The sequence below is a fragment of the Streptomyces sp. JLSY215 genome (assembly GCF_059682825.1).
The window spans coordinates 1,182,757-1,204,939 of record NZ_CM185022.1 but is presented as its reverse complement, the minus strand read 5'-3'; the positions used below and the strand labels follow the sequence as shown (position 1 = coordinate 1,204,939).

The following is a 22,183-nucleotide window of genomic DNA, read 5'->3' as shown; positions in this document are numbered from 1 at the left end:
CCGGTGACCGACGACGGCCTCTACGTCTACGGGATCGTCCGGGCGGCGCATCCGGTGCCCACGGCTCTGCACGGGGTGGGGAACCCGCCGGGGGCGGTGACGGCGATCGAGGAAGGGCGGCTCGCCGCGGTCGTCAGCCCCGCCCCACCGCAGCTGCGCGCCCGCCGCCGTGACCTTCTGGCGCACCAGGAGCTGCTGCTGACGCTGGCCGAGCAGGGGCCGCTGCTCCCCATGCGCTTCGGCATGGTCGCGCCCGACGCGGTGGCCGTGCGCCGGCAGCTGGCGGATGCCGAGGACCGGCACCTGGCCGTCCTGGAACGGGTCGCGGACCGAGTCGAGATCAACCTCAAGGCGATGCCGGCCAACGACTCCCTCGCGGCCGTGGTCAAGGACGACCGCACCGTCCGCGAACTGCGCGAGGCGGTACGCCGCCGACCGACCTACGAGGCGAACGTCCGCCTGGGAGAGGCCGTGGCGGCGGCGCTGTCGCGCCGGGCCGCCGAAGCGGGGCGCGACGCCGTAGGGGAGCTGCGCCGCGCGGCTCATGCGGTCGCCGCCGGGCCAGAGGTCTCCGGATGCGTGATGAACGTGTCGTTCCTGGTCAGCCGGGATGACTGCGACGGATTCACGGAGCAGGTGCGCCTGCTGGCCCAGCGCCATCGCGACCGGGCGGACCTGAGGGTCGCCGGCCCCCTCCCGTGCTACAGCTTCCTGGAGCCCGAGCACGCCGCCGAACGCATCGGCGTATGACATGGGGCTGATCAGCGGACTGCTCACCTTTCCGCTCGCTCCCGTGCGGGGCGTGACCTGGGTCGCCGGGCAACTCGCCGAGGCCGCCGACCGCGAGCTGCACGACCCGGCACTGGTCCGCGTCCGGCTCGCCGCCCTGAATCAGGAGTACGAGAACGGTCATCTCTCCACCGAGGCCTTCGAACGCGAAGAGGACCGGCTGCTCGACCTGTTGCACGGATGCTGACCCGAACCCGATACGCGCGCGAGGGCTGGCGCGGTGAATTTTCGCGCGCGCGAGGCCGCGCGTCGAAGAGAGAAGCCCGCCCGACGACGAAGATGACGAGGGCGGCGAGGGGCACGGAGGCGACGCGGACCATGAGGCGGACGGCGGAATGGGCGACCACATGACAGACGTCGACTACCGGCAGGGCGTGTCTCCCGCGTCCGGTCCCAGTACGGCCAACCTTGCCGACATCCTCGAACGGGTTCTCGACAAGGGCATCGTCATCGCCGGGGACATCAAGATCGACCTCCTCGATATCGAGCTGCTCACCATCCGCCTGAGACTGTTCGTCGCTTCGGTCGATACCGCGAGGAAAGCCGGCATCGACTGGTGGGAGACGGACCCGGCGCTCAGTTCGAAGGCGGCCCGCAGCGAACTCCGGGACGAGAACCGCCGGCTGCGCGAACGCCTGGAAGCCCTGGAGGCCGACGGTGACGAGGCGTCGGGCGCCCCCCGCGCGAAGAGCGGGGCGGACGCATGACGACGCAGGTGGTCAGCGGTACGACGCACCCCACGGCCATCGGTTCTCCGTCCCCCGGTGCGGGGGCCGAGACCGCCGTCTACGTCTTCGCCGTGTGCCGCCGACTCGACCCCGCGGACCTGACCGGACTCCCGGGGCTCGCCGACGGCTCCCCGGTGCGCGCTCTGCCGTTCGGCGCGCTCACAGCGGCGGTCCAGGACGTACCGGCAGCCGAGTTCACGGAAGAGGCCTGGCACCGGCGGCTCGGCGACCGCCTGGAACTGGAGCGCTGCGCACGGGCCCACCATGAGGTGGTCACCGCGGCGGCCGCCTGCGGGCCGACGGTGCCCCTCGCGCTGGCCACCCTCTACCACGGCGAAGCGCGCGCCAAGGAGGCCCTCGGCCGGGACGCGGACCGCTTCGGCGCGGCGCTGGACCGTATCGACGGCCGTGCCGAGTGGGGGGTCAAGGTCTACGTGTCGGCCACGCCCGCCGCGCCTCGCGGCGGCGAGCCCGCGTCCGCCCGGACGGCCTCCCCGGCAGGTACCGGTGCTGGCCGCGCCTACCTCCAGCGGAAGCGCGGGCTGCACCGAGCACGGGAGCAGCACCATGACCGCACGCTGCGGATCGCCGAGGACGTCGATACCGCGCTGTCCAGCCTGGCGACGGCCGCCCGCCGGCTCCGCCTGCACAGCCAGGAGGCGACGGGGGAGGAACACCGGGTACAGATCCTCAACGCGACGTACCTGGTCGCGGCCCCGGCGGCCGAAGAACTCCGCGCCGCCGTGGTCGACCTGCGGCGTCGCACCGGAGCACACATCGAGATGTCCGGGCCGTGGGTGCCGTACTCCTTCGTCGGGGAGGTGTGACCCGTGACGGCGGCATCGCCCCATCAGCCCGCTCCCTGGGAGACTCCCGGCCCCCTGGCCGGCCCCGTCGGCGTGCCACTGGTGGACCTGCTGGACCGCCTTCTGGCCACGGGCGTCGTCGTCAGCGGCGACCTCGTCATCGCCATCGCCGAGGTTCCCTTGGTCCGGCTCTCCCTGCACGCGCTGTTGTCGTCGGTCAGCGAGCGAGTCCCCGCCCCCTGGCCGGACGGAGGCCCCCTGTGACGGATGAGCGCACCCGGGCGGAGAGCCGCTTCGACATCGACCGCGACGAAGTGGGCCGCGATCTGGTCGCTCTGGTGCTCACCATCGTCGAACTTCTACGGCAGCTGATGGAACGACAGGCGATCCGGCGGGTCGACCAGGGCGACCTGAGCGACGAACAGGTGGACCGGATCGGGGAGACGCTCATGCACCTCGAAGAGCGGATGACCGAACTCTGCGACCAGCACGGCCTGCGCCTGGAGGACCTGAACCTCGACCTCGGGCCGCTGGGCTCGTTGCTGCCCCGCACCTGATGCCCTGCCAGGTCGGCTCCGGGTGTCACTCATATCGTTGGGCGGCGTTGTCCCCGGCGGCGTGTTGTCCCACTTCGTCCAGCACAGGACTCAGCAATCAGCGGAACGTGCCGAACAGCAACGGCAGCGGAGATGCAGCGCGCCCGGTATCAGTCCCCTGCACCTCCGCTTATTCCAGTAGATTCGCCTTTCTCATCTTGGCAAGAAGCGCGTTGAACTCTGCCCTCAGCCCGGCAATGTCCGTCGCTGTCGAGTCCGGCTGACCTTTCGCGCGCTGAGGAAGCGGTTCAATGACCCATGCATTTGCGGGAACATCCAAGTCATAGAGCGTCTGCCATTGCAGGTCCTTGTCGGGAGTCAAGCCTCCGACCGACTTGTTCCAGTCCGGCTCCTGCTCGCCGGAGACCTTCTGCAGCGGGTAGGACGGGCCACCGATGTAGGCGGTCAGCCGATACAGGTGGCCTCTGCCATTGGAGTGCGCCGGCCTGACGACTTCCCCGATGCGGTAGTGCTTCCTGTGAACCCAGTCAGAGTCACCAGTCTTTGGCCGCCGTCCACACAGGGCCTTCACCGCCCACCCGATCCCGCCCCGGCGCTCCTCGGCTGGTCTTCCCGTGGCGTTGAGAAACAGATCGCCCGGCCTGTAGAAATCGACGCTCCTGTCGCTGTGCGGCACATAGAAGGGTGTTTCGGAAGTTCCGGTATAGACAACACCGATTCGCCGCTCACCGAAGTAGTAGTCGCCAATCCAGGCATCCGGAAGCAGCAGCGTACCGGGAACCGGACCGTTTTCGTACGAGTTTTGATAGTACGTGTGGCGATCTGTCCCGCTCGTGAGGGACGTTTCAATCCTGCCCTTGACCTCGGCAGTGGGCGAGACTTGGGTGCGGAAGAAGGGATTCTGATCTTTTATATCCGGCTTGTCATAGCCGTAATCCTGAATGATCGTGGAATCCGCATTACTTCCGAGGTAATTGAATGCTGAGACTGGACGCTCGTATTTACCCTCACACCTCCATACCAGACCGTCAAACTCTGCCACCGTTTCCCCGACCGTCTCCGGCCACCTCTCAGGCGGGCTCTCGGCGGGACTGCGATGTTCTCCGTAAGTGCGCCCGGCGGAAATTGCTTTATATTTGAATCCGTTCCCGGGCGTCTGCAGCTCGCCGGCGTCGATACGAATTCCGAGCCCCGCGCCAGTACCTGGATACAGGTGCACCTCAGAATAGTGGTTTGTCACACGGAGGGTGGAAGGTCCACTACTGGCAGGGGCGAAGCCCCAATATTTTGAGTCCGGAGTAATGGCTATATCCCCTCCGATGACGGCGATGTTGCCCTTGAATACTGATGGCGCATCGCCTTCGCCGTAGCAGCCGATGTACGTGGCGAAATTCGGAGCGGCGTTATCGCAGCTGTAGTTTCGGTGATGGTTCGATGCGGTATGACACGAAACGAAGGTGCAGCCCAAGAATGAATGGTCATGAATACCATCGCGACCATTGGTCGAGGCGGAAACATTCATGATCAGCATGGTATTGGCGCCGTCGTTGCCATGGCTGCCGATGTCGAGGCCATGTTGGCCATTGCTATCGAGAACGCAATCACGTATCTGCGTGAGGTTGGCATTGGCCTGCCCGCGTATCCGCGTGAGGTCGGCATGCGCCCCAGGGTCAGGCGGCCCGGGGTCAGGCGCGGGGCCGTCCACTGATAGTCCGTTACGCCTGAAGCCGGAAACCCCCACCGTCTCGATCAATGGGCCGTGCGCCAGAATTCTCACGCCATCCATCTGGGGGGCCTGATAGAGGGCGGGGGCAAATATCCCTTGGTCGGGGAACGACTCGAGGGTGAACTGGCGAAGCACAGCATAGTCCGCACGAGCGCGAGAGGGCACTACAGCCGATCCAGAGGTCCAAGCGCCCACCAGGGCAATTGCACAATAAACAGTCTCCCCCGCGACTGGACCGAGACCGGCGATCCTGGCGGAGAGGTCGAAATTCCCGGCTTTGACATCTGCGAGTATGCGAGTATTTTCAGTGACGCCAAGGCCGGCTCCGCCAGCCCCCTCCAGAATGCAATGGTGCTTGACGACAAGAGGTTTCGTAATCAGGTAGTCACCCGGAGGAAGGCAGACCACTTTGCCCTCGAGTACCGGCTCACCCGCTTCGAATCGCGTTGCGCAGTCGAGGGCACCTTGGAGCGCGTCCGTGTCGTCGGCCTTGCCGTCCCCTGCCGCTCCGAAGTCGAGCACGTTCAGCCGCGTGTCGCGGCGGGGCCGGATCGTCACCGTGCCCGAAGCATCACAGTCACCGATCCAGTTCGGAGCGCTGATGCAGGATTTATCCTTGGCGCGAACGAGTTGTCCCGCACTGTTGATGCCAACCGCGCCAGACTTTTCGGAGTCCAGGCCGTTGAAAATACCGCCTATTTGAACGTCGACCTTCTTCCCCGCACCCACCGTCTGCAGAGCAACCCCGAAGAACGGAAGGGTATGCACCGTCCCGCCTTCGGAGGTGCTCTGGACGGCAGGGGTGACGGTGCGCGATCCTGTGGTGCGGACCGCCTGTCCAGCTGTGATGGGCTGTGCGGCTTGCATGGTGACGGTGTCCATCGGAACGTCTCTTCCGTCGAGGCTTCGTCGGCCGGACGGGTCGGCGAGAGCGCGGCCGAAGCGCGCGACCACCTCGGCCTCGGGGGCGAAAGTCGGCACCCTTCGGCAGTACTACGCTGCAACACACCACCGTTCGCGCCTCTTGCGCTGTCCCCCGATATCTCCACGCTAGGCGTGACCACCAGCCTGTGCATATCGGCAAGGTCGGCGCCGACTTCAAGAACGGCCTGTCCATGCGACAGATCGTCGAGCGTGCGTCCTGGCGGGCTGACCACGGCCACGGCCCGTCGATCATGCGGTTCTGCTGGGGGATGGGCCGGCGGCTGAAGGCGCGTGAACCGCGGGAACACCCGGGACGACATCCACGAGGCGTTCCTCGAATCGGACCGCTGCGTGGTCACCAACTGACGTGCCCGAACCTTGTGTTGGCTCCTCCGAGTCCGGCGCCAGGTTGAGCTGCCGGAGGGCGCGCTGCAGGTGTACCAACGGGAAGACCGCCAAGAACCACCGGAGCCTTGGTCCGCAGGCGCGCGAGGGCGCTCTACGAGCAGGCAGAGGCCCGGCGGAGCGCCGGCTCGGCTCGTCCGCGGCCGCCGTCACAGGCTCAGCAGCAGGTCCCGGACCGCTGCAGGCCGGGACAGGAACGGGTGGTGTCCGGCGTCGAGTTCGACGACGCTGCCGGCCCGGCGGGCGAACTCGCGCTGCAGCCGCGGCGGAGTGCCCCGGTCCTGAGCGCAGACGAGGTACGTCGAGGGCAACTGCTGCCATGCGGCCGCCCCGACCGGCTGCCCGGTCACCTGCACGTTCTGCCGGGCGAGGTGGTGCGCCGCCTGCGCTTGAACCTCGGGGTCGCAGTCCTGCAGGAACGTGTCCACGAGCAGCTCGGGGCGGACCCCGAACGAGCCGGCGTCGGGGTCGACGTCGAGGAACGGGGCGGGGCTGCCGTCCCCGAACTCCGACAGGCTCTGCCCGACCTCGGGCAGGTAGCTGGAGACCAGCAGCAGGTGGCGCACGGACCTGATTCCCGCAGCGGCCTCCGCGGTGACGATACCGCCGTAGCTGTGGGCGACCACGACGGTCGGCTCGTCGCCGGCCCGCAGCACCTGCCGCACCGCGGCAACATCCTCGGGCAGCCCCGGACCGCCGACGCCGCCGGGCAGGCCCGCCTCGCCGCAGCTCGGCAGCGCCGGGGCCACGCTCGGCACCCCCCGCTCCTGCAGCAGGTCGGCGGTGCGGTGCCACCACCACGACCCGTCCCGCACGCACGCCCCGTGCACGAACACGACTCTCATGGCCACCTCCAAGTCGGCCTCGACTGTCCCAGGCGGGCCTTCCGATCATCGTCGCCCAGGTCTCGTGTTGTCAGCTTCTGCTCCTCAACCACCCCATCGCCGGCGACCTCTCCCTGGACCGGGACACCCTGACGGCCGGCACCGCCCCGGATCGGCAGCTCGTCGTACGGACCGCCGAAGTAGGCTCCCCTCAACCCACGACGGGCTGCGCATCCTCGCCCCCTGGGCGGCCGGCCGGCCGGCACCGCACCACCGCAGAACCCGCCGACCGAGCGCCCCGCGTGGTCAGTCCCGGTGGGGCCGCTGACCAGTGGCTGTCGGGTCGGTCGCGGGGCGTTCCCTTGGCCGCGGCGCGGTCATGTCCAGCAGGAGCAGGGCGTCGTAGTCGGGGCTGCCGGGTTCGGCGGTGTAGACGCCGATGCGCTGACCGGGAGTGCCTTCCACGTGCAGGGACTGCGAGGTGAGGGGGTACGGCGGATACCGGTGCCGACGGTGAGGCCGACGTGCTCGGGGCTGGTCCGGGTGCGGCGGGCACGCAGGTAGCGGCCCAGCTCGGCGCCCTCGCTGTGCGCGCTTTCGGATGCCATGACTCCAGTCTCACCCGTCCATGACCGGGCGCGCAGGCGCGAGGGGGCCCTGTCATTAGCCCCGAAGAGCCCGCCCTGCCACACCCGCGCAATCCGGGCGAAGCTGAATGAGCAAGACGCCGACACCCCGACCCCAGCCGGCGCAGGCACGACCTGCGGGACCGGCTGAGAGTGAGGGTGCCGGGCGATGCCACGATACGGAGAGGGCGAAATGCGCTACATCAAGCTGCGTGACCTGGAGGTTTCCCGAATCGGCCTGGGCGCGATGGGGATGTCCCACGGCTACACCGGCTCCGGCACCGACGACGCGGAGTCGATCAGGACCGTGCACCGCGCGCTGGAGCTCGGCGTCACGCTCATCGACACCGCGGAGATCTACGGCCCCTACACCAACGAGGAACTGCTCGGGAAGGCGCTGAAGGGCCGCCGCGACCAAGCGGTGCTGGCCACCAAGTTCGGTCTCGTATCCCACAGCGGTGAAGGCGCCTGGAACCTGGACTCCCGGCCGGCCAACATCCGTACCGCCGTGGAGGGCTCCCTGAAGCGACTGGGCACCGACCACATCGACCTGTACTACCAGCACCGGGTGGACCCGAACACCCCCATCGAGGAGACCGCCGGCGTGGTGGCGGAACTGATTGCCGAGGGCAAGGTGCGCGCCTTCGGCCTCTCGGAGGCCGGCCCGGAGACGATCCGCCGCGCCCACGCCGTCCAGCCGGTCACCGCGGTGCAGTCCGAGTACTCCCTGTGGACCCGGGGCATCGAGGAGCGCATCCTGCCCGTGCTGCGGGAGCTGAACATCGGCCTGGTGCCGTTCTCCCCCCTGGGACGCGGCTTCCTGACGGGCGCCGTCCGCTCCACCGACCAGTTCGACGAGGGCGACTTCCGGCGCGACAACCCGCGCTTCACCGGCGAGAACTTCCAGCGCAACCTCGCCCTCGCCGACGAGGTCAAGGCCCTGGCGGCCGAGGCCGGCGTCACGCCCGCGCAGGTGGCCCTGGCCTGGCTGCTCGCCCAGGGCGACGACATCGCCCCGATCCCCGGCACCAAGCGCGTCAGCCGGGTCGAGGAGAACACCGCCGCCGACGCCGTCGCGCTGACCGCCGAGCAGCTCGACAAGCTCTCCAGCCTGCCACCCGCCGCCGGCGACACCCACACCGAGGCCCAGGCGCGGATGCTCGAACGCTGATCCCGCGCCGCGCCGCCTGGCACCACCCCTGTTTGGAGTGCACCCGCTGATGCATGCAGCAGTGATGTACGGAGCCGGAGACGTCCGCGTCGAAGACCGGCCCGACCCGAAGATCACCCAGCCCACCGACGCCGTTGTCCGCGTCGTCGCCGCGTGTGTGTGCGGCAGTGACCTGTCGCCGTACCGGTCGATGCCCACCACCGACACCGGACGCCCCATGGGGCATGAGTTCCTCGGCGTTGTCGAGGAGACCGGCGCGGACGTGACCGGCCTGAAGGGCGGCGACCTGGTCGTCGCCCCGTTCACCTACAGCGACAACACCTGCGACTACTGCGCCAAGGGCCTGCACATCTCGTGCCGCAACGGCGGCCGGTGACCGGCGGCGCCGGCCCCGCCCGCGCCTACATCGACCAGCTGCTGCCCGACGTCCTGGACGGCACGATCGCCCCCGGCCGCGTCGTCGACCAGGAATTCCCCCTCGACCGGACTCCCGACGCCTACCGGGCGATGGCCGACCGCCAGTTCCTCAAGGCCCTCATCCGCCCCTGACCTCCACCCGCACCGCAAAGGAACTCCCCATGCAGTACGCGACCTTGAACAATGGTGTCGAGATGCCGCTCCTCGGCTTCGGCGTCTACCAGATCCCCGCCGAGGACACCGAGCGCGCCGTCTCCGACGCACTGGCCGCCGGATACCGTCTCCTCGACACCACCGCCGCCTACGGCAACGAAGAGGCCGTGGGCCGCGCCATTCCCAGCCGCAGCCCCAGACAGCTCCACCGCACTCCCGCCCGCGCATGCGGGTCGTCCCGCTCGCTGTGGTGGATCGCGGCGAATCCGTAGTGACCAGCCAGCTCGATCGTCTCCCGCGCCGAGACCTCGAACATCCGGCGGCCCGCCGGCACGGGGCCGTGCCGCAGCGTCAGCACGATCTGCCCGACCGGGGCGAGCAGGGCGGCCAGCCGCCGCAGGGACTCCCGACGCTGTTGCTCGTCCAGGTGCATCCACACGGCGGTGAGCAGGACCAGGTCGAAGCCCTGGGCGAAGCGCCGGTCGCGGTCCCGGAGCGCGGTCAGTTCGGTCAGTCCGGGCAGCGCGTCGTCGAGCCACTGGACGTCCTGGCCCGCGTGGATCCGCTCCCCCAGGCGGCGCAGTTCCGACGTCGGCTCGACGGCCACGACCCGGTGCCCCAGGGCGGCCAGCGCGGCGGCGTCACGGCCGCTGCCCGCGCCGATGTCCACCACGGCGGCCGGCTGCGTGGGGAAGAGGTGCAGCACCTCGCGGTGCACCTCGGCGAAGGAGACACTCTCGTACTGCTCCGCCAGCGCCTCGGCGGCCTCGCCATATCCAGCGGTGCTGGGAAGGTTCGCCCGGTCGGTCATTCGCACACGATAGCGAGCAAGGTCTTCTTGCTCGTTCTCCTCCCGGCCGGGCGATCCCCGGCAACCCATCCGCCCCCAGGCATGTCCAAGCGATCATGTGACGTCGGCCCCCGACTCGTCGTCGCCGTCGGCCGGCCCCTGCCCGGCAACCGAAACGGCTGCAACACACGGGAACTGTGCGAAGCCAAGGCCACGGACTCCCGGAGGTCGCAGCAGGTCGAACTCCCCGCGGGTCGGTGGAGATGCGCTGACGATCGCCGAGCCGAGCTATGCACGCTCCGCACATCTGAGGCGGGACCGCGGTCCCGGGGACCGGTCGCCGTTCCGTGCCCGATGCGGTGGTGCGAGTGACGGCGGCTTGTTCGAAGTGGCAGCCATGGAACGGGCGTTCGTGATAGTGATCAATTGGGTCGAGAGCCCGGCTGACAGCCCGGAAGGAGTCGGAACATGGCGATGCTCACCCTGTTGTCGAGGGCCGCGGACCCGGGGAGGAGAAGCCTCGCCGACGCCGGGGCCGTGATCGACCGCGTCTTGGGGCTGCCCGAGGGAAGCTGTCAGGTGGCCTGGCGCCAGTGTCTCACCGGCGCCGACGACCAGTCCGCCCCCGTTGTCTGTCTGTTGACGGTCGACGAGAGGGATTTCCCGGACGCGGACCGGCAGGCACTTCTCCAGCAGCTGCTGGGCGAGGCGTTGCAACGGGTGCCGGGAGTGGCGCAGGCCGAGGTACAACTGGCCGTCGAACGGCGGAGGGGCGAGGAGCCGCTCGTCGTCTCGCGTCCCGTTGCCAGGGTTGTCGGCGGTCGGAACGAGGCGTTCGACGACGACTGGGCGACGGTTTCCTCGGTGATTCGCCTGGACGCCGGGCAGTTCTCGGCCGAGGCGTTGGCCGGCCTCGAGGCCTTCTCCCACCTGGAGATCGTCTTTCACTTCGACCGGGTGCCGGTGGAGAAGATCGAGACGAACGCCCGGCATCCGCGGGGCAACAAGGAGTGGCCGCTTGTGGGCATCTTTGCGCAACGCGGCAAGAACCGCCCCAACCGGATCGGTGTTTCGCGCTGCCGGTTGGTCGAGGTGGCCGGGTACGACCTGCGTGTGGCAGGGCTTGATGCCGTGGACGGAACCCCCGTTCTCGACATCAAGCCGTACATGGCGGAGTACGGGCCGCGTGGCGATACCCAGCAGCCGCAGTGGGCGACGGAACTCATGCGGAACTACTACTGAGCCGCGACTGAGCCACGTCTGGGGCGGTCGCGACCACCGCCGAGCCGCCCCCCGGAAGCACTGCCGAACCACTTCCGAACCGCTGCCGGACCACTGCCGGACCAGGTCTCCGGGGGGCCGGGCCCATCAGACCCCGTTTCGACGAGAGGGCCTTCGTTTTCAGGGCACGGTCGCCGCGGCCGCGATCCGCCTGCGGCTACGGTCCTGAACCTCAAGGGCTCACCCCGGTTCGAGCGCACTGTCGTAGGCGTCTTTGGCCGTGAAGAGCACACGCTGCGACATCGTGCCGCTGCCACCCCCTGCTCAGAGCTCCCGGCCCTGCTCGCCTTCATTTCCCACCTACCAAGGCTCGGGGTGGAATTAGGCGGGGGCTGCGGGGTGAACGCTCGTCGTCAGGACGTTGGCTGACGCGTTGATGGCGGTCTCGGGGACTGCGCGTGGCCTCTGTCAGTCGGACCACTATCCGTGGGCGGCCCCGACCGTGTCGGCGCGGGAGATGGCGGCGGCATGCATTCCGGCCGAGGCCGTGGCGATGGCTTCGTCCAGGACGTCGCGGGAGCGGATCAGGTCGGTGATCATTCGATTGATGCGGTCCCGTTCCCCAGTGAGTTCGTCGACCAGCCGTGGTGTGGCGATGTCGCTCGGGGCGCCGTCCGCGTCACGCATGCAGGGGAGCAGCTGCGCGATCTTCTTGCTGTTCAGTCCCGCGGCGTAGAGTGCCTGGATGCGGATGACCCGGTCGACCGCCCACTCGCCGTAGTGCCGTTGGCCACCCGGAGTGCGCTCGGCCCTCAGGAGCTCCTGCGTCTCGTAATAGCGCAGCGAACGCTCGCTCACCCCGCTGCGCCGAGCCAGTTCACCGATCCGCATTCCCCACCTCGCATGCCGACTCAGGACTTGAACCTGACACTGATGTCAGGTTCTACCGTACCGGCATGACGAACACAGCAGTTGACTCCCGCCTCTTCGAACCCGCCCGGCTCGGCACCCTGCGCCTGCCCAACCGCCTGGTGATGGCGCCGATGACCCGCAACCGCGCCGGGGCCGACGGTGTCCCGCAACCGATCATGGCCACTTACTACGAGCAGCGTGCCTCCGCGGGGCTGATCATCGCCGAGGCCTCCACGCCGAACGCCGTGGGCCAGACCTACCCCAACATCACCGCGATCTACAACGAGGCGCATGTGGCCGGATGGCGACGCGTCACGGACGCGGTGGGCGCCGCGGGTGGCCGCATGTTCCTGCAGTTGCAGCACGGTGGCCGGGTCGGGCACCCCGACAACAGCGGGCTGACGCCGGTTGCGCCCTCGCCGGTCCCGCTCCCGGAGACGATCTTCACTCCCGGCGGGCACCAGCCGGCCGTCGTGCCGCGTGAGATGACCATCGACGAGATCCACTCCACCGTGGCCGACTTCGCGGCCGCCGCCCGCAACGCCATCGACGCGGGCTTCGCCGGAGTGGAGGTGCACTCCGCCAACGGCTACCTTCTGCACCAGTTCCTGGCGCGGGGGACCAACCACCGTACCGACGCCTACGGCGGCTCGGTGGCCGGCCGCATTCGGTTCACGGTCGAGGTGGTCCAAGCCGTCGCCGACGCGATCGGCCCGGAGCGGGTAGGTGTGCGGATCGCGCCAGGACTCACCGTCAACGGCATAGAAGAGGGCGACACCGAGGACATCTACCCGGCGCTCATCGCTGCCCTGGCCGATGCCGGTCTTGCCTACCTGCACGTCGTCTTCGCGGATCCGGACCAGCCCCTCTTCCAGGAGATCCGGAAGACCTGGCCGGGCACGCTGATCGCCAACCCGGTCCTCGGGTGGGGGAAGCCGTTGCCGGCCGACGGCGGAAAGCACGAGGGCGAGCGGCTGCTCGCCGCGGGAGCCGACCTGATCTCACTCGGCCGCCCGTTCCTTGCCAACCCCGACCTGGTCGAACGACTGCGCATCGGCGCACCGCTCAACCCGGTGCGAGACCGGGGCCTGATGTACACGGGCGGTGAGGCCGGGTATACCGACTATCCGGTGCTGGCCGCCGCCGAGCACCGAGCCGAGACGCCCGACCCCGTCGGAACGTGACCATCGCGAGCCAGGGCCGCCGACACCCCCGGGGCGTCTGTGGCGGGTCGCCTGTGGGCGGCTTCTCACGATTACCGTCGCGCGCTTGTCAGCAGGAAATCGTGCCAACGTCGCCCTTCCAGCCCTTCCAGCCCTTCCAGCCCTTCCAGCCCTTCCCGGCCGTCCCCCTCATCGAGCGCGCAACCAAGTGAGGAGGAAGGAAGAGTAAGACTGGTGAATTTCAAGGATTCTCATCAACACAACTGTTGGGGCTCCTTGAAATTCCCCAGCCCCGCTCTTCGCCCCCACTTGGTTGTGGGCTTGACCAGGGGGGCGGGCCCGTCTGATAGCCGCCTGATTCGAGGGGCGTCGCGGAGTGTGAAGGGTGGACGTAGGACAGCGCGGGGCGACGCTCGAAGAGTCCCTTGACTGGCCGTGGCGCTCCGGTTGGCCCGACTGGTCAACCGGAGCGCCCACAGGAAGTGCCGACCGGCGCGGTCGCCGGAGGCGGGGCACCGCCCCGGCGTCCGGTCAGTGGGTGGCGAGGAGTTCGAGCGTGTCGATCACGCGGTTCGAGAAGCCCCACTCGTTGTCGTACCAGGCGACCACCTTGACGTGGCGGCCGTCGACGCGGGTGAGGGCCGAGTCGAAGATCGACGAGGCGGGATTGCCCGTGATGTCGGACGACACGAGCGGGTCCTCGGAGTACTCGAGGATGCCGGCGAGCGGCCCCTCGGCTGCGGCGCGGTACGCCGCCAGCACGTCGTCGCGCGTCACGTCGCGGGCGACGGTCGTGTTGAGTTCGACGATCGAGCCCACCGGGACGGGCACGCGGATCGAGTCGCCCGACAGCTTGCCGTCGAGGTTCGGCAGCACCAGGCCGATCGCCTTGGCGGCGCCGGTCGTGGTCGGCACGATGTTGACGCCGGCGGCACGGGCGCGACGGGCGTCGCGGTGCGGACCGTCCTGCAGGTTCTGCTCCTGCGTGTAGGCGTGCACCGTCGTCATGAACCCGTGCTCGATACCGGCGAGTTCGTCGAGGACCGCGGCCAGCGGCGCGAGCGCGTTGGTGGTGCAGGAGGCGTTCGAGACGATCGTGTGCACGGCCGGGTCGTAGGCGTCGGTGTTGACCCCGAACGCGAGCGTGACGTCGGCACCGTCCGACGGCGCGCTGACGAGCACCTTGCGCGCGCCCGCGTCGAGGTGGGCGCGGGCGGCCTTGGCCGAGGTGAAGCGGCCGGTGGCTTCCAGGACGATGTCGACGCCGAGTTCGGCCCACGGCAGCTGCGCCGGTTCGCGCTCGGCCAGCACCGTGATCCGATGGCCGTCGACGACGAGGGCGTCCCCGTCAACGGTCACCGGGCGCCCGAGCCGGCCGGCCGTGCTGTCGTAGGCGAGCAGCCGGGCGAGCGTGGCGGGCTCCGTCAGGTCGTTGACGGCGACGATCTCGAGGGCGCTGTCGCGCTCCAGCAGTGCGCGCAGCACATTGCGTCCGATGCGGCCGAATCCGTTGATGGCGATGCGAGTCATGAGTGAGGTCCCTTCCCTTCGCGACCAGGGTCGCCCGGGGCTCGCGCCGCTGACAGTGGCGGGATCGCCATGGTTCAAAAGGATCCCGCCACGCGGTGCCGGGCGGGCTACTCGCCCCGCGTGAAGGTGCGCCGGTACTCGCTCGGTGTGGTGCCGAGGATGCGCTGGAAGTGCAGGCGCAGGTTGGCGCCGGTGCCGAGCCCGACGTCGGCGGCGATCTGTTCGACGCTGCGCTGCGAGCGCTCGAGCAGTTCGCGGGCCAGGTCGATGCGGGCGCGCATCACCCACTGCATCGGCGTGTAGCCGGTCTCCTCGACGAAGCGCCGGGAGAACGTGCGCGGCGAGACCCCCGCCTGCCGCGCCAGTGTGTCGAGGGTGAGGGGCTCGTCCAGCCGGTGCAGCGCCCACTCACGGGTGGCGGCGAACCGCTCGCCGAGCGGCTCGGGGACGCTGCGCGGCACGTACTGGGCCTGGCCGCCGCTGCGGTAGGGGGCCGCGACCAGGCGGCGGGCCGCGTGGTTGGACGCGGCCACTCCGAGGTCGCCGCGCAGGATGTGCAGGCACAGGTCGATGCCGGAGGCGGCGCCGGCCGAGGTGAGCACGCTGCCCTCGTCGACGAACAGCACGTTCTCGTCGACCTGGACGAGCGGATGCCTGGCCATGAGTGCCCGCGTGTAGTGCCAGTGCGTCGTGGCGCGCCTGCCGTCGAGCAGGCCCGTGGCGGCGAGCGCGAAGGCACCCGTCGAGATGGCGGCGAGCCGCGCGCCCCGGTCGTGGGCGGCGATCAGTGCGTCGACGACGGCCTGCGGCGGGTCGTCGCGGTCCGGGCGCCGGTAGCCGGGGACGAAGACGATATCGGCCCACGCAAGCGCGTCGAGGCCGTGGGCGACGTAGTACGCGAGGCCATCGCCGCCGGTCACGAGGCCGGGTGTCGCCCCGCACACCCGCACCTCGTACGGCATGCTCGCGCGGGTCGTGAACACCTGCGCAGGAATGCCGACGTCGAGCGGCTTCGCACCGTCGAGCACAAGGACGGCGACGCGATGCAGGCGGGAGGCTGGCACAGGACGAGGTTACGTGGGGCGTGACTTCGAGACGCCCTCTGCGCGGACCGGGCGGACGACACGCCGTCTCGCGCAGGGCACCTCGGGCCGGCGCCAACTGCCGCACCGGCCCGGATCGCTCCAGCCTCGCTGCCGTTCTGGGCATGCCCCCGTTGGCGTTTCGCCGTTTCGCCAATCCGTTACTGTTCGTCCATGTTGCAGACGAGATTCACCGATATGTTCGGGCTTGCCCATCCGGTGATGTCAGCTCCCATGGCTCTGCACAGCGGCGGGACACTTGCTGCCGCGGTCTCCGCCGCCGGCGGACTCGGCTGTTTCGGGGGTACGCATCCCTGGAAAGGGCCCGACTGGATCCGTGCGGAGATCGCGACCATCCGCGCCACGACGGACCGGCCGTTCGCAGTCGGCTTCATCACGCCGTTCCTTCCTTTCACCGAGGCGCTGTTCGAGGCCACGCTGAGGGAAGGGCCGGAGGTCGTCGCCTTGTCGTTCGCCGATCCCCAGCCATGGCTCTCCCGGGCCAAGGACGCGGGAGCCCGGGTGATGTGCCAGGTCCAGAACTACGAGGACGCCGAGGTGGCCGTCGCCGCAGGGGCCGATGTCCTCGTGGCACAGGGCAACGAGGCCGGCGGTCACACCGGGGCGATGGGTCTGCTGCCGTTCCTGACCGGGGTCGTGCGGAGATACCCCGATATCCCCGTGCTGGCCGCCGGCGGCATTGGCGACGGCCGAACGCTGGCGGCGGTCCTCACCGCCGGTGCGGACGGCGCCTGGCTGGGCACGGCGTTCCTCGCCACACCCGAGGCGGTCGAGGTGCACGACATCCACAAGCGTCTGATCGTCGAGAGCGACGGCGGCGACACCGTATGGACACCGGCCTACGACATCGTGTCAGGACTGCCGTGGCCGGCCGGTATCGGCGAACGCGTCCGCCGCAACCGGTTCACCGACGAGTGGGCGGAGCGCGAATCAACGCTGCGCGACCGCGCGGAGGAATTCCGGCCCGCGGAAGGCGCCAACCCCTTCGGGGCCGCGCCCGACCCCGATACGAGCGAAATCGTCTACGGCCAGTCGGCGTCCTTCGTCGATCGCGTGCGCCCGGCCGCCGAAGTGGTCCGTGCGATCAGCGACGAGGCCGAAGCGATCCTGGACTCGCGGCCTCGCTCGCTGCTCGGCCGCCCGGCAACCTGAACGGCGTGGCACCCGGCCCCCGATGGGACGGCCGCATACGCCCATGCCGAGTGGCCCGGACGGAACGACGGGCCCTTGCCGCCTCAGGCGGCGACGGCGTCGACCGCCAGGGGAAGGTGGCGGGGGCCACGGAGGACGGGGTTGACGCGGTAGGGCGGCGGGTCCGCCAGCAGCCGTGGGTTCTCGATCCGTCGGAAGAGCCGGGGCAGGGCGAGCTGTGCCTCCAACCGGGCCAGCGGGGCGCCGAAGCAGTAGTGGATGCCTGTGTAGAACCCGAGGTGCTGATTGTCCTCGCGGTCAGGATCGAACCGGTCGGGGTTTTCGAAGCGCCGGGGGTCACGGTTTGCCGAGGCCAGCAGAAGCCACACCTGCGCGCCCTTGGGGATGGTGGTACCGGCGACGTCGATATCGGAGAGGGCGAAGGTGAACGGGATGAACTGCACCGGCGGTTCGTACCGCAGCACTTCCTCGATGAGCGGGATGACCAGGCCCGGTTCGTTCTGGAAACGCTTGAGGACGTCGGGGTGGCGCAGCAGCGTGAGCGTCGTGTTGCTGATCAGGTTGACGGTGGTCTCGTGGCCCGCGATCAGGAGCAGTATCGAGGTGGCCACCAGCTCCGCCTGCGACATGCCCCCGCCGGGGCCGGTTTCGCGGGCGAGGGGGCCGAGGATCCCGCTGCCAGGACGGCGGCGCTTGGTGTCGATCAGGTCGGACAGGTAGGCGCCGAGCTCGACGCGTGCCTGGCGCGCTCTTTCCTTGCCCTGGCTGGGATCGAGGCCGGATGCCACCGTGTCGGCCCAGCCGTGGAAGAGCGGTTCGTCCTCGCGTGGCACGCCGAGGATCTTGCAGATGGCCGTGACGGGAAGGGGGTAGGCGAAGTCGTCGACGACATCGACCTCGGTCTTGCCTTCGAGCCCGTCCAGCAGGTCCGTGATGATCTTGGCGATGTCATCCCGCATGTCGTAAAGGAACCTGGGGCTGTGCGGGGGGCCGAACTGCCCCATCGCCGTGTTGCGCAGCCGGTCGTGTTCCGGCGGGTCGTGGAAGATGAAGCTGGGCGGCAGGTTCGTGTCCTCCTCGGTCGTGGCGGGGCCGCCGGGGGCGCGGTTGCGCGGGTCGTTGCTGAGCCGCGGGTCGTTCGCCAGGCTCCGCACCTCGTAGTACGTGCTGACCAGGTAGGAACCGTCGTCCTGACGCGTGACCGGCGACTCGCGCAGTGCGGCGTAGAGCGGGTACGGATCGGCGCGATTCGCGAAGTCGGTGATCTGCGCGGACATGGTCGCGAGAGTCATGGTGCCTCCTGAAGGGCGACGTCCCCGGGCGAGGGTCAGGCGCGTGGTGCGACGAACCGGACGCGCCGCTCGGTCGGCGAGTGCCCCGTCACGGTGACCGTCGGCCCGTGGGTAGGCAGGTGGGGGTCCGGGAAGGCCGGATCTACGGGATGCAGCGCGTCGGTGCGGCGGTCCACCAGTGCATAGTCCGGCGGGAACGGCGCTCCGGTCTCGATCTGCTGTTGATAGAAGCCCAGCCACTTCCCGGCGTCGAAGGAAGCCGCGGCGATGACCCGGCCGCGATACCCGTACACCGCGACGAACCGCGCCTCGCTGAGCGCCCCTTGGGCTACGACCAACTGGTCGCCCAGCGTGGGTACACCCACCGACTTGATGTTGACGCCGAACTGGACGGACCAGAACATCGGCACCCACAGGTGCGGGCGACGGTCGGGGCCCGCGCTGACCATGTTGTGTGCCGCTATCCGGGCCTGTTCCACAGCGTTGCCCCAGTGCTCCAGTGACAGGAACTGGTAATCGAACAGCGGATTGGGGCTGCGGGCGACGTCACCGGCGGCGTAGATGTCATCCGTGACGATGCCGTTGACGTCGAACACCCGGCATCCCGCGTCACAGGCGATCCCCCTGGGGCCGGCCGCCAGCCCGGAACCGGCCAGCCATTCGGTGTTCCGGACGGCGCCGAGGGAGACCACCGCCACGTCCACGTCGATCGCCGATCCGTCGGACAGGTGGGCTCGCCGCAGCCGTCCGGCCTGGTCGCCCTCCAACGCGGTGACGCTGACACCACAGCGGAGATCCACCCCATGATCGCGCTGCAGCCGGGCCGCCACCGCGGCGACCACCCCGCCGAGCGCGCCCACCAGCGGCGCCGGGGCGCGTTCGGCGACCGTCACCTCCACGTCTCGCTCCCGGCAGACGGAGGCGATCTCGGAGCCCGTGAAACCGGCGCCGATCACCAGCACCCGGCGCGGGCCGGCAGCGAGTTTCCGGAACAGCCGAGCCGAGTCGTCGCGGGTGCGCAGTACGAAAACCCCGTCCAGGGCGGCTTCTTCGGGATGGAACCAGGGCCGGGCCTTGGTCCCGGTCGTGATCAGCAGGCGGTCGTAGGGAAGGGTGTCGCCGTTCACCAGGCGCACGTGCTTGGCGGCTCGGTCCAGGCTCGCGGCCGCCACACCAAGGCGCCATTCGGCGTCGATGTCGTGTGTGCGCGGCAGCGCGGTGTCCTCGGCGGACTCCAGCCCCAGCAGCACCTGCTTGGACAGCGGGGGTCGGTCGTAGGGCTCGTACGGCTCGTCCCCGACCAGCGTCAGCGACCCGGTAAAGCCCCGGTCACGCAACATCTCCGCCGCCCGCAGGCCGGCCAGCGAGGCGCCGACGACGACGATCCGGCCCTTTCGGCGGAGGGCCTGGACATCGGCGTCAGCCGACACGGCCCTCCACCCCCTTGGTCGTTTCGTCGGAGAAGTCGACGAGAATGGCCTGGACCGGGCACGCGGCCGCAGCCTGTTCCACCTGGTCACGTAGTGCCTCGTCGAAGCGGGAAGTGAAGAGCAGCGCCTCCTCGCCGTGCAGTGTGAAGACGTCCGGGGCGAGAAAGGCGCACTGCGCGAATCCCTGACAGCGGTTGAGATCGACGACAAGCCTCATCTGGAACCCCGCTCCTCGCTCGGGCCATTCTGACCGCAGACGCCGCAGCCCCTCTGCGCTCGGTTCACTCGAATGGTCGGCATGCCTCTTCTTCAGGATCAGTCCGGCGGGAGGGCCTCGCAACGCGAGTGCAGCGCAGTCGGCTACGTACCGGATATCCGCTGCGGCTCAGCCCGGAAGGCGGCACTGGCACTGGCAGTGGCAGTGGCAGTGGCAGTGGCAGTGGCGTCAGACACAGCCCTGCCGCGGCACGGAGCCCGGCGCCAGGTGCTCCCAGCCAGTCGACGGCTCCCGCAATTCCGCTTCGCCGCGTTCAACGCGCGGGCAACCCGATCCGGCACGAGTTGACCGGTCGTTGAGCGCACCCCCTGGGTGTGGGCGGTCAGGGATGAGGTCAGCCTGCCACCGCGGGAGCGCGTATCGGTGGGATGACCGATGTGCGAGGGGCGGGGGCACGGCCATAGTCCTCGGGAGATCGTTCGCGGGTGGCCGTGGTGCGCCCGATTTCCGAGAGGACCTTCCATGGACAGGTATGCAGATCTGGCGTTTGTCGGCGGGCGGGTGGTCACGGTCGATGCGGAGTTCTCCGTCGCTTCGGCCCTGGCGGTGACCGGTGGGATCATCACTGCCGTCGGGGGGCGGGACGACGTCGCGCCGCTCGTCGGGCCCGGCACCCGCGTCGTCGACCTTCGGGGGGCGACGCTGCTTCCCGGTATCAACGATTCTCATCTGCACGGCTGCGCCTTCGGCATGGCGACGCCGCCGCTCTCCCTCGAGGTCGGCCATCCCGCCGTGTCCTCCCTCGCGGACGTGGCCGAGGCGGTACGGGAGGCGGTCGGGCGGGTTCCGGGCGGGCAGTGGATCACGGGGCACGGCTGGGACACCGGTTACCTCGACGAGTGCGTCGCCGATCCGTCGCTTCTGCCCTCGCGGCGCGACCTCGACGCCGTGAGCCCGGACCACCCCGTTGTCCTGTACTCCTTCTCCGGGCACGCCACCTGGGTCAACTCCAAGGCACTGGAGCTCATCGGGATCGACCGGCACACCGTCGCGCCGCCCGGCGGAGCCATCGTCGTGGACGACGCCGGGGAGCCGACCGGGCTGCTCCACGAGGGGGCCCAGGCCCTCGTCCAGAACGCGCTGCCGCCGCTCAGCCGGCAGGAGCGGACCGACGCGATCAGGTCGACCCTCGCCACGCTCGCCCGGCTCGGCGTGACCAGCTACACCGAGCCCGGGCTCGGCCCCGGCGGCGACGGCATCATGCGGGGCGCGCTCGGCGCTCAGACCCTCGACGTCTACCGCCGGCTGCTGGCCGACGGCGAACTGACCGCCCGTCTCGGCGTCCTGCTCCTGCCCACCGGAATGGCGAGCACCGCCGAGGAGTTCGCCCGCACCCTCACCGCCCTCGGCGAGTGTGGCGACGCCGATCCTCGCCGCCTCGCGATCCACGGGGTCAAGATCTTCGCCGACGGCATCGTCCCCAACAAGACGGCCTGGATGCACGAGCCGTACGTCGGCGGCGGCTGCGGCTCCCTGTGCGTCGGCGGCGAGACCGACACCGAGCGGACCGCCGAGATCGACGCCATGATCCGGCACGCCCACGCCGCCGGGCACCAGTTGGGCGTCCACGTCACCGGCGACCGGGCCATCGACACCGTCGCGGACGCCTTCGCCGCGGCCATGGCCGAGCACCCGCGGCCCGACGCCCGCCACTACGTCATCCACGGCGACTTCCTCACCGCGCACAGCATGAAGGTGCTGGCCGCGCACGGCTTCGGCGTCAACATGAACCCCACCATCAAGTGGACCGTCGCCGATATGGAGGAGGAGTTCGTCGGCGCCGGACGGGCCGCCTACGCATGGCCCTACCGCGATGCCATCGACGCTGGCGTGCGGGTCGCGAGCGGGTCCGATGCCCCGGTCACCTACCCGGACTGGCGCCAGGGCGTCGCCACCATGGTGCTGCGCGAGTCGAAGGCCGCCGGCCGGGTCAGCGGCCCCGAGCAGCGCATCGGCCTGGCCGAGGCGATCCGTACGTACACGATCGACGCGGCCTGGCAGGACTTCGCCGACGACTGGAAGGGCTCCCTGGAGCCGGGCAAGGTCGCCGACCTCTGCGTGCTCGACGGGGACCTGCTCGCCGCCGACCCCCACGACATCCCGGAGATGCCCGTCGTCCTCACCGTCGTGGACGGGCAGGTCGTGCACGACACCCTCCGCGATTGACGTCATCCGGGCGCATGATCA

Annotated in this window: 21 protein-coding genes and 3 pseudogenes; 14 read left to right on the top strand and 10 right to left on the bottom strand. The window is 69.6% G+C overall.

Translation table 11 applies throughout. From position 1 onward, the window contains the following. Positions 1-3 precede the first annotated feature (3 nt). The 6 genes from AC5677_RS05405 (at position 4) to AC5677_RS05380 (ending at position 2,880) form a co-directional block, all read left to right on the top strand. Positions 4-750, top strand: coding sequence for a GvpL/GvpF family gas vesicle protein (locus tag AC5677_RS05405; protein WP_497193851.1), 747 nt, complete (start codon positions 4-6; stop codon positions 748-750). 1 nt (position 751) lies between these two features. Continuing rightward, positions 752-976: a gas vesicle protein GvpG gene (locus AC5677_RS05400; RefSeq protein WP_497193850.1), complete on the top strand. Its 225-nt coding sequence runs from the start codon at positions 752-754 to the stop codon at positions 974-976. Positions 977-1,136: 160 nt separating this feature from the next. Beyond that, positions 1,137-1,496 carry a gas vesicle protein gene (locus AC5677_RS05395; RefSeq protein ID WP_497193849.1) on the top strand — a complete coding sequence of 120 codons (360 nt, stop codon included), beginning with the start codon at positions 1,137-1,139 and terminating at the stop codon, positions 1,494-1,496. Then, entirely contained in the window at positions 1,493-2,344 is an 852-nt protein-coding gene (locus AC5677_RS05390) for a GvpL/GvpF family gas vesicle protein (RefSeq protein WP_497193848.1), read from the top strand. The genes AC5677_RS05395 and AC5677_RS05390 overlap by 4 nt, the downstream gene beginning before the upstream one ends. A 3-nt stretch (positions 2,345-2,347) precedes the next feature. Beyond that, a complete protein-coding gene (locus AC5677_RS05385; RefSeq protein ID WP_497193847.1) occupies positions 2,348-2,587 on the top strand; it encodes a gas vesicle protein in 240 nt (79 codons plus the stop codon). Beyond that, on the top strand, positions 2,584-2,880 hold the full coding sequence (locus AC5677_RS05380; protein ID WP_497193846.1) for a gas vesicle protein K: 297 nt from the start codon (positions 2,584-2,586) through the stop codon (positions 2,878-2,880). Before AC5677_RS05385 ends, AC5677_RS05380 begins: the two co-directional genes overlap by 4 nt. Positions 2,881-3,049: 169 nt before the next feature. Here the strand turns inward: AC5677_RS05380 and AC5677_RS05375 are convergent, their stop codons facing one another. The 3 genes and pseudogenes from AC5677_RS05375 to AC5677_RS05365 all read right to left on the bottom strand — a co-directional run. Beyond that, complete coding sequence (locus AC5677_RS05375) at positions 3,050-5,587, bottom strand: glycosyl hydrolase family 28-related protein (RefSeq protein ID WP_497193845.1); 2,538 nt, start codon at positions 5,585-5,587, stop codon at positions 3,050-3,052. Positions 5,588-6,084: 497 nt separating this feature from the next. Next, entirely contained in the window at positions 6,085-6,780 is a 696-nt protein-coding gene (locus tag AC5677_RS05370; RefSeq protein WP_497193844.1) for an alpha/beta hydrolase, read from the bottom strand. Between the two features lie 285 nt (positions 6,781-7,065). Then, positions 7,066-7,245 (bottom strand): annotated as a pseudogene (locus AC5677_RS05365) (transcriptional regulator); the annotation flags it as partial. Between the two features lie 333 nt (positions 7,246-7,578). On the opposite strand from AC5677_RS05365, the gene AC5677_RS05360 reads away from it, so the two are divergent. From AC5677_RS05360 to AC5677_RS05345, 4 genes and pseudogenes are all read left to right on the top strand, one after another. Continuing rightward, positions 7,579-8,556 carry an aldo/keto reductase gene (locus AC5677_RS05360; protein WP_497196517.1) on the top strand — a complete coding sequence of 326 codons (978 nt, stop codon included), beginning with the start codon at positions 7,579-7,581 and terminating at the stop codon, positions 8,554-8,556. A 49-nt stretch (positions 8,557-8,605) separates the two neighbouring features. Further along, positions 8,606-8,926: pseudogene (locus tag AC5677_RS05355) on the top strand (alcohol dehydrogenase catalytic domain-containing protein); the annotation flags it as partial. Between the two features lie 2 nt (positions 8,927-8,928). Next, positions 8,929-9,105 (top strand): hypothetical protein, encoded by a 177-nt coding sequence (locus AC5677_RS05350; RefSeq protein WP_497193843.1) that lies wholly within the window; start codon positions 8,929-8,931, stop codon positions 9,103-9,105. Positions 9,106-9,134: 29 nt separating this feature from the next. After that, positions 9,135-9,329: pseudogene (locus AC5677_RS05345) on the top strand (aldo/keto reductase); the annotation flags it as partial. On the opposite strand, the gene AC5677_RS05340 reads toward AC5677_RS05345, so the two are convergent. Next, on the bottom strand, positions 9,275-9,937 hold the full coding sequence (locus AC5677_RS05340) for a class I SAM-dependent methyltransferase (RefSeq protein WP_497193842.1): 663 nt from the start codon (positions 9,935-9,937) through the stop codon (positions 9,275-9,277). The pseudogene AC5677_RS05345 and the gene AC5677_RS05340 overlap by 55 nt on opposite strands. Before the next feature lie 729 nt (positions 9,938-10,666). Here AC5677_RS05340 and AC5677_RS05335 point away from each other — a divergent pair. After that, entirely contained in the window at positions 10,667-11,158 is a 492-nt protein-coding gene (locus AC5677_RS05335; RefSeq protein ID WP_497196516.1) for an SAM-dependent methyltransferase, read from the top strand. A 459-nt stretch (positions 11,159-11,617) separates the two neighbouring features. Here AC5677_RS05335 and AC5677_RS05330 read toward each other — a convergent pair whose 3' ends face one another. Beyond that, entirely contained in the window at positions 11,618-12,028 is a 411-nt protein-coding gene (locus AC5677_RS05330; protein ID WP_497193841.1) for a MerR family transcriptional regulator, read from the bottom strand. A 65-nt stretch (positions 12,029-12,093) separates the two neighbouring features. Here AC5677_RS05330 and AC5677_RS05325 point away from each other — a divergent pair, with 65 nt between their 5' ends. Beyond that, positions 12,094-13,233 (top strand): alkene reductase, encoded by a 1,140-nt coding sequence (locus AC5677_RS05325; protein ID WP_497193840.1) that lies wholly within the window; start codon positions 12,094-12,096, stop codon positions 13,231-13,233. A gap of 510 nt (positions 13,234-13,743) precedes the next feature. Here the strand turns inward: AC5677_RS05325 and gap are convergent. Together gap and AC5677_RS05315 are read right to left on the bottom strand one after the other, a co-directional pair. Next, positions 13,744-14,742, bottom strand: a complete 999-nt coding sequence (gene gap / locus AC5677_RS05320; RefSeq protein ID WP_497193839.1) for a type I glyceraldehyde-3-phosphate dehydrogenase — start codon at positions 14,740-14,742, stop codon at positions 13,744-13,746. Positions 14,743-14,849: 107 nt separating this feature from the next. Beyond that, complete coding sequence (locus AC5677_RS05315) at positions 14,850-15,806, bottom strand: GlxA family transcriptional regulator (protein WP_497193838.1); 957 nt, start codon at positions 15,804-15,806, stop codon at positions 14,850-14,852. Between the two features lie 192 nt (positions 15,807-15,998). On the opposite strand from AC5677_RS05315, the gene AC5677_RS05310 reads away from it, so the two are divergent. Continuing rightward, complete coding sequence (locus AC5677_RS05310; protein WP_497193837.1) at positions 15,999-16,997, top strand: NAD(P)H-dependent flavin oxidoreductase; 999 nt, start codon at positions 15,999-16,001, stop codon at positions 16,995-16,997. A gap of 83 nt (positions 16,998-17,080) precedes the next feature. Here the strand turns inward: AC5677_RS05310 and AC5677_RS05305 are convergent, their stop codons facing one another. Genes AC5677_RS05305 through AC5677_RS05295 form a run of 3 tightly spaced genes read right to left on the bottom strand, consistent with a single transcriptional unit; the run spans position 17,081 to position 19,936 of the window. Beyond that, positions 17,081-18,289, bottom strand: a complete 1,209-nt coding sequence (locus AC5677_RS05305; protein ID WP_497193836.1) for a cytochrome P450 — start codon at positions 18,287-18,289, stop codon at positions 17,081-17,083. A 35-nt stretch (positions 18,290-18,324) separates the two neighbouring features. After that, positions 18,325-19,719 (bottom strand): NAD(P)/FAD-dependent oxidoreductase, encoded by a 1,395-nt coding sequence (locus AC5677_RS05300; protein ID WP_497193835.1) that lies wholly within the window; start codon positions 19,717-19,719, stop codon positions 18,325-18,327. Further along, complete coding sequence (locus AC5677_RS05295; RefSeq protein WP_497193834.1) at positions 19,709-19,936, bottom strand: ferredoxin; 228 nt, start codon at positions 19,934-19,936, stop codon at positions 19,709-19,711. The genes AC5677_RS05300 and AC5677_RS05295 overlap by 11 nt, the downstream gene beginning before the upstream one ends. Before the next feature lie 522 nt (positions 19,937-20,458). Between AC5677_RS05295 and AC5677_RS05290 the strand changes: the two genes are divergently transcribed. Further along, the gene (locus AC5677_RS05290; protein WP_497193833.1) at positions 20,459-22,162 is read left to right on the top strand and encodes an amidohydrolase; all 1,704 of its coding nucleotides are present in this window, start codon (positions 20,459-20,461) and stop codon (positions 22,160-22,162) included. Positions 22,163-22,183: the final 21 nt, after the last annotated feature.

Bases quoted from the DNA above. Each gene is read 5' to 3' on its own strand.
- AC5677_RS05400 (WP_497193850.1), top strand. From the start codon at position 752: ATGGGGCTGATCAGCGGACTGCTCACCTTTCCGCTCGCTCCCGTGCGG.
- AC5677_RS05395 (WP_497193849.1), top strand. From the start codon at position 1,137: ATGACAGACGTCGACTACCGGCAGGGCGTGTCTCCCGCGTCCGGTCCC.
- AC5677_RS05390 (WP_497193848.1), top strand. From the start codon at position 1,493: ATGACGACGCAGGTGGTCAGCGGTACGACGCACCCCACGGCCATCGGT.
- AC5677_RS05370 (WP_497193844.1), bottom strand. From the start codon at position 6,780: ATGAGAGTCGTGTTCGTGCACGGGGCGTGCGTGCGGGACGGGTCGTGG.
- AC5677_RS05360 (WP_497196517.1), top strand. From the start codon at position 7,579: ATGCGCTACATCAAGCTGCGTGACCTGGAGGTTTCCCGAATCGGCCTG.
- AC5677_RS05340 (WP_497193842.1), bottom strand. From the start codon at position 9,937: ATGACCGACCGGGCGAACCTTCCCAGCACCGCTGGATATGGCGAGGCC.
- AC5677_RS05330 (WP_497193841.1), bottom strand. From the start codon at position 12,028: ATGCGGATCGGTGAACTGGCTCGGCGCAGCGGGGTGAGCGAGCGTTCG.
- AC5677_RS05325 (WP_497193840.1), top strand. From the start codon at position 12,094: ATGACGAACACAGCAGTTGACTCCCGCCTCTTCGAACCCGCCCGGCTC.
- gap (WP_497193839.1), bottom strand. From the start codon at position 14,742: ATGACTCGCATCGCCATCAACGGATTCGGCCGCATCGGACGCAATGTG.
- AC5677_RS05310 (WP_497193837.1), top strand. From the start codon at position 15,999: ATGTTGCAGACGAGATTCACCGATATGTTCGGGCTTGCCCATCCGGTG.
- AC5677_RS05305 (WP_497193836.1), bottom strand. From the start codon at position 18,289: ATGACTCTCGCGACCATGTCCGCGCAGATCACCGACTTCGCGAATCGC.
- AC5677_RS05295 (WP_497193834.1), bottom strand. From the start codon at position 19,936: ATGAGGCTTGTCGTCGATCTCAACCGCTGTCAGGGATTCGCGCAGTGC.
- AC5677_RS05290 (WP_497193833.1), top strand. From the start codon at position 20,459: ATGGACAGGTATGCAGATCTGGCGTTTGTCGGCGGGCGGGTGGTCACG.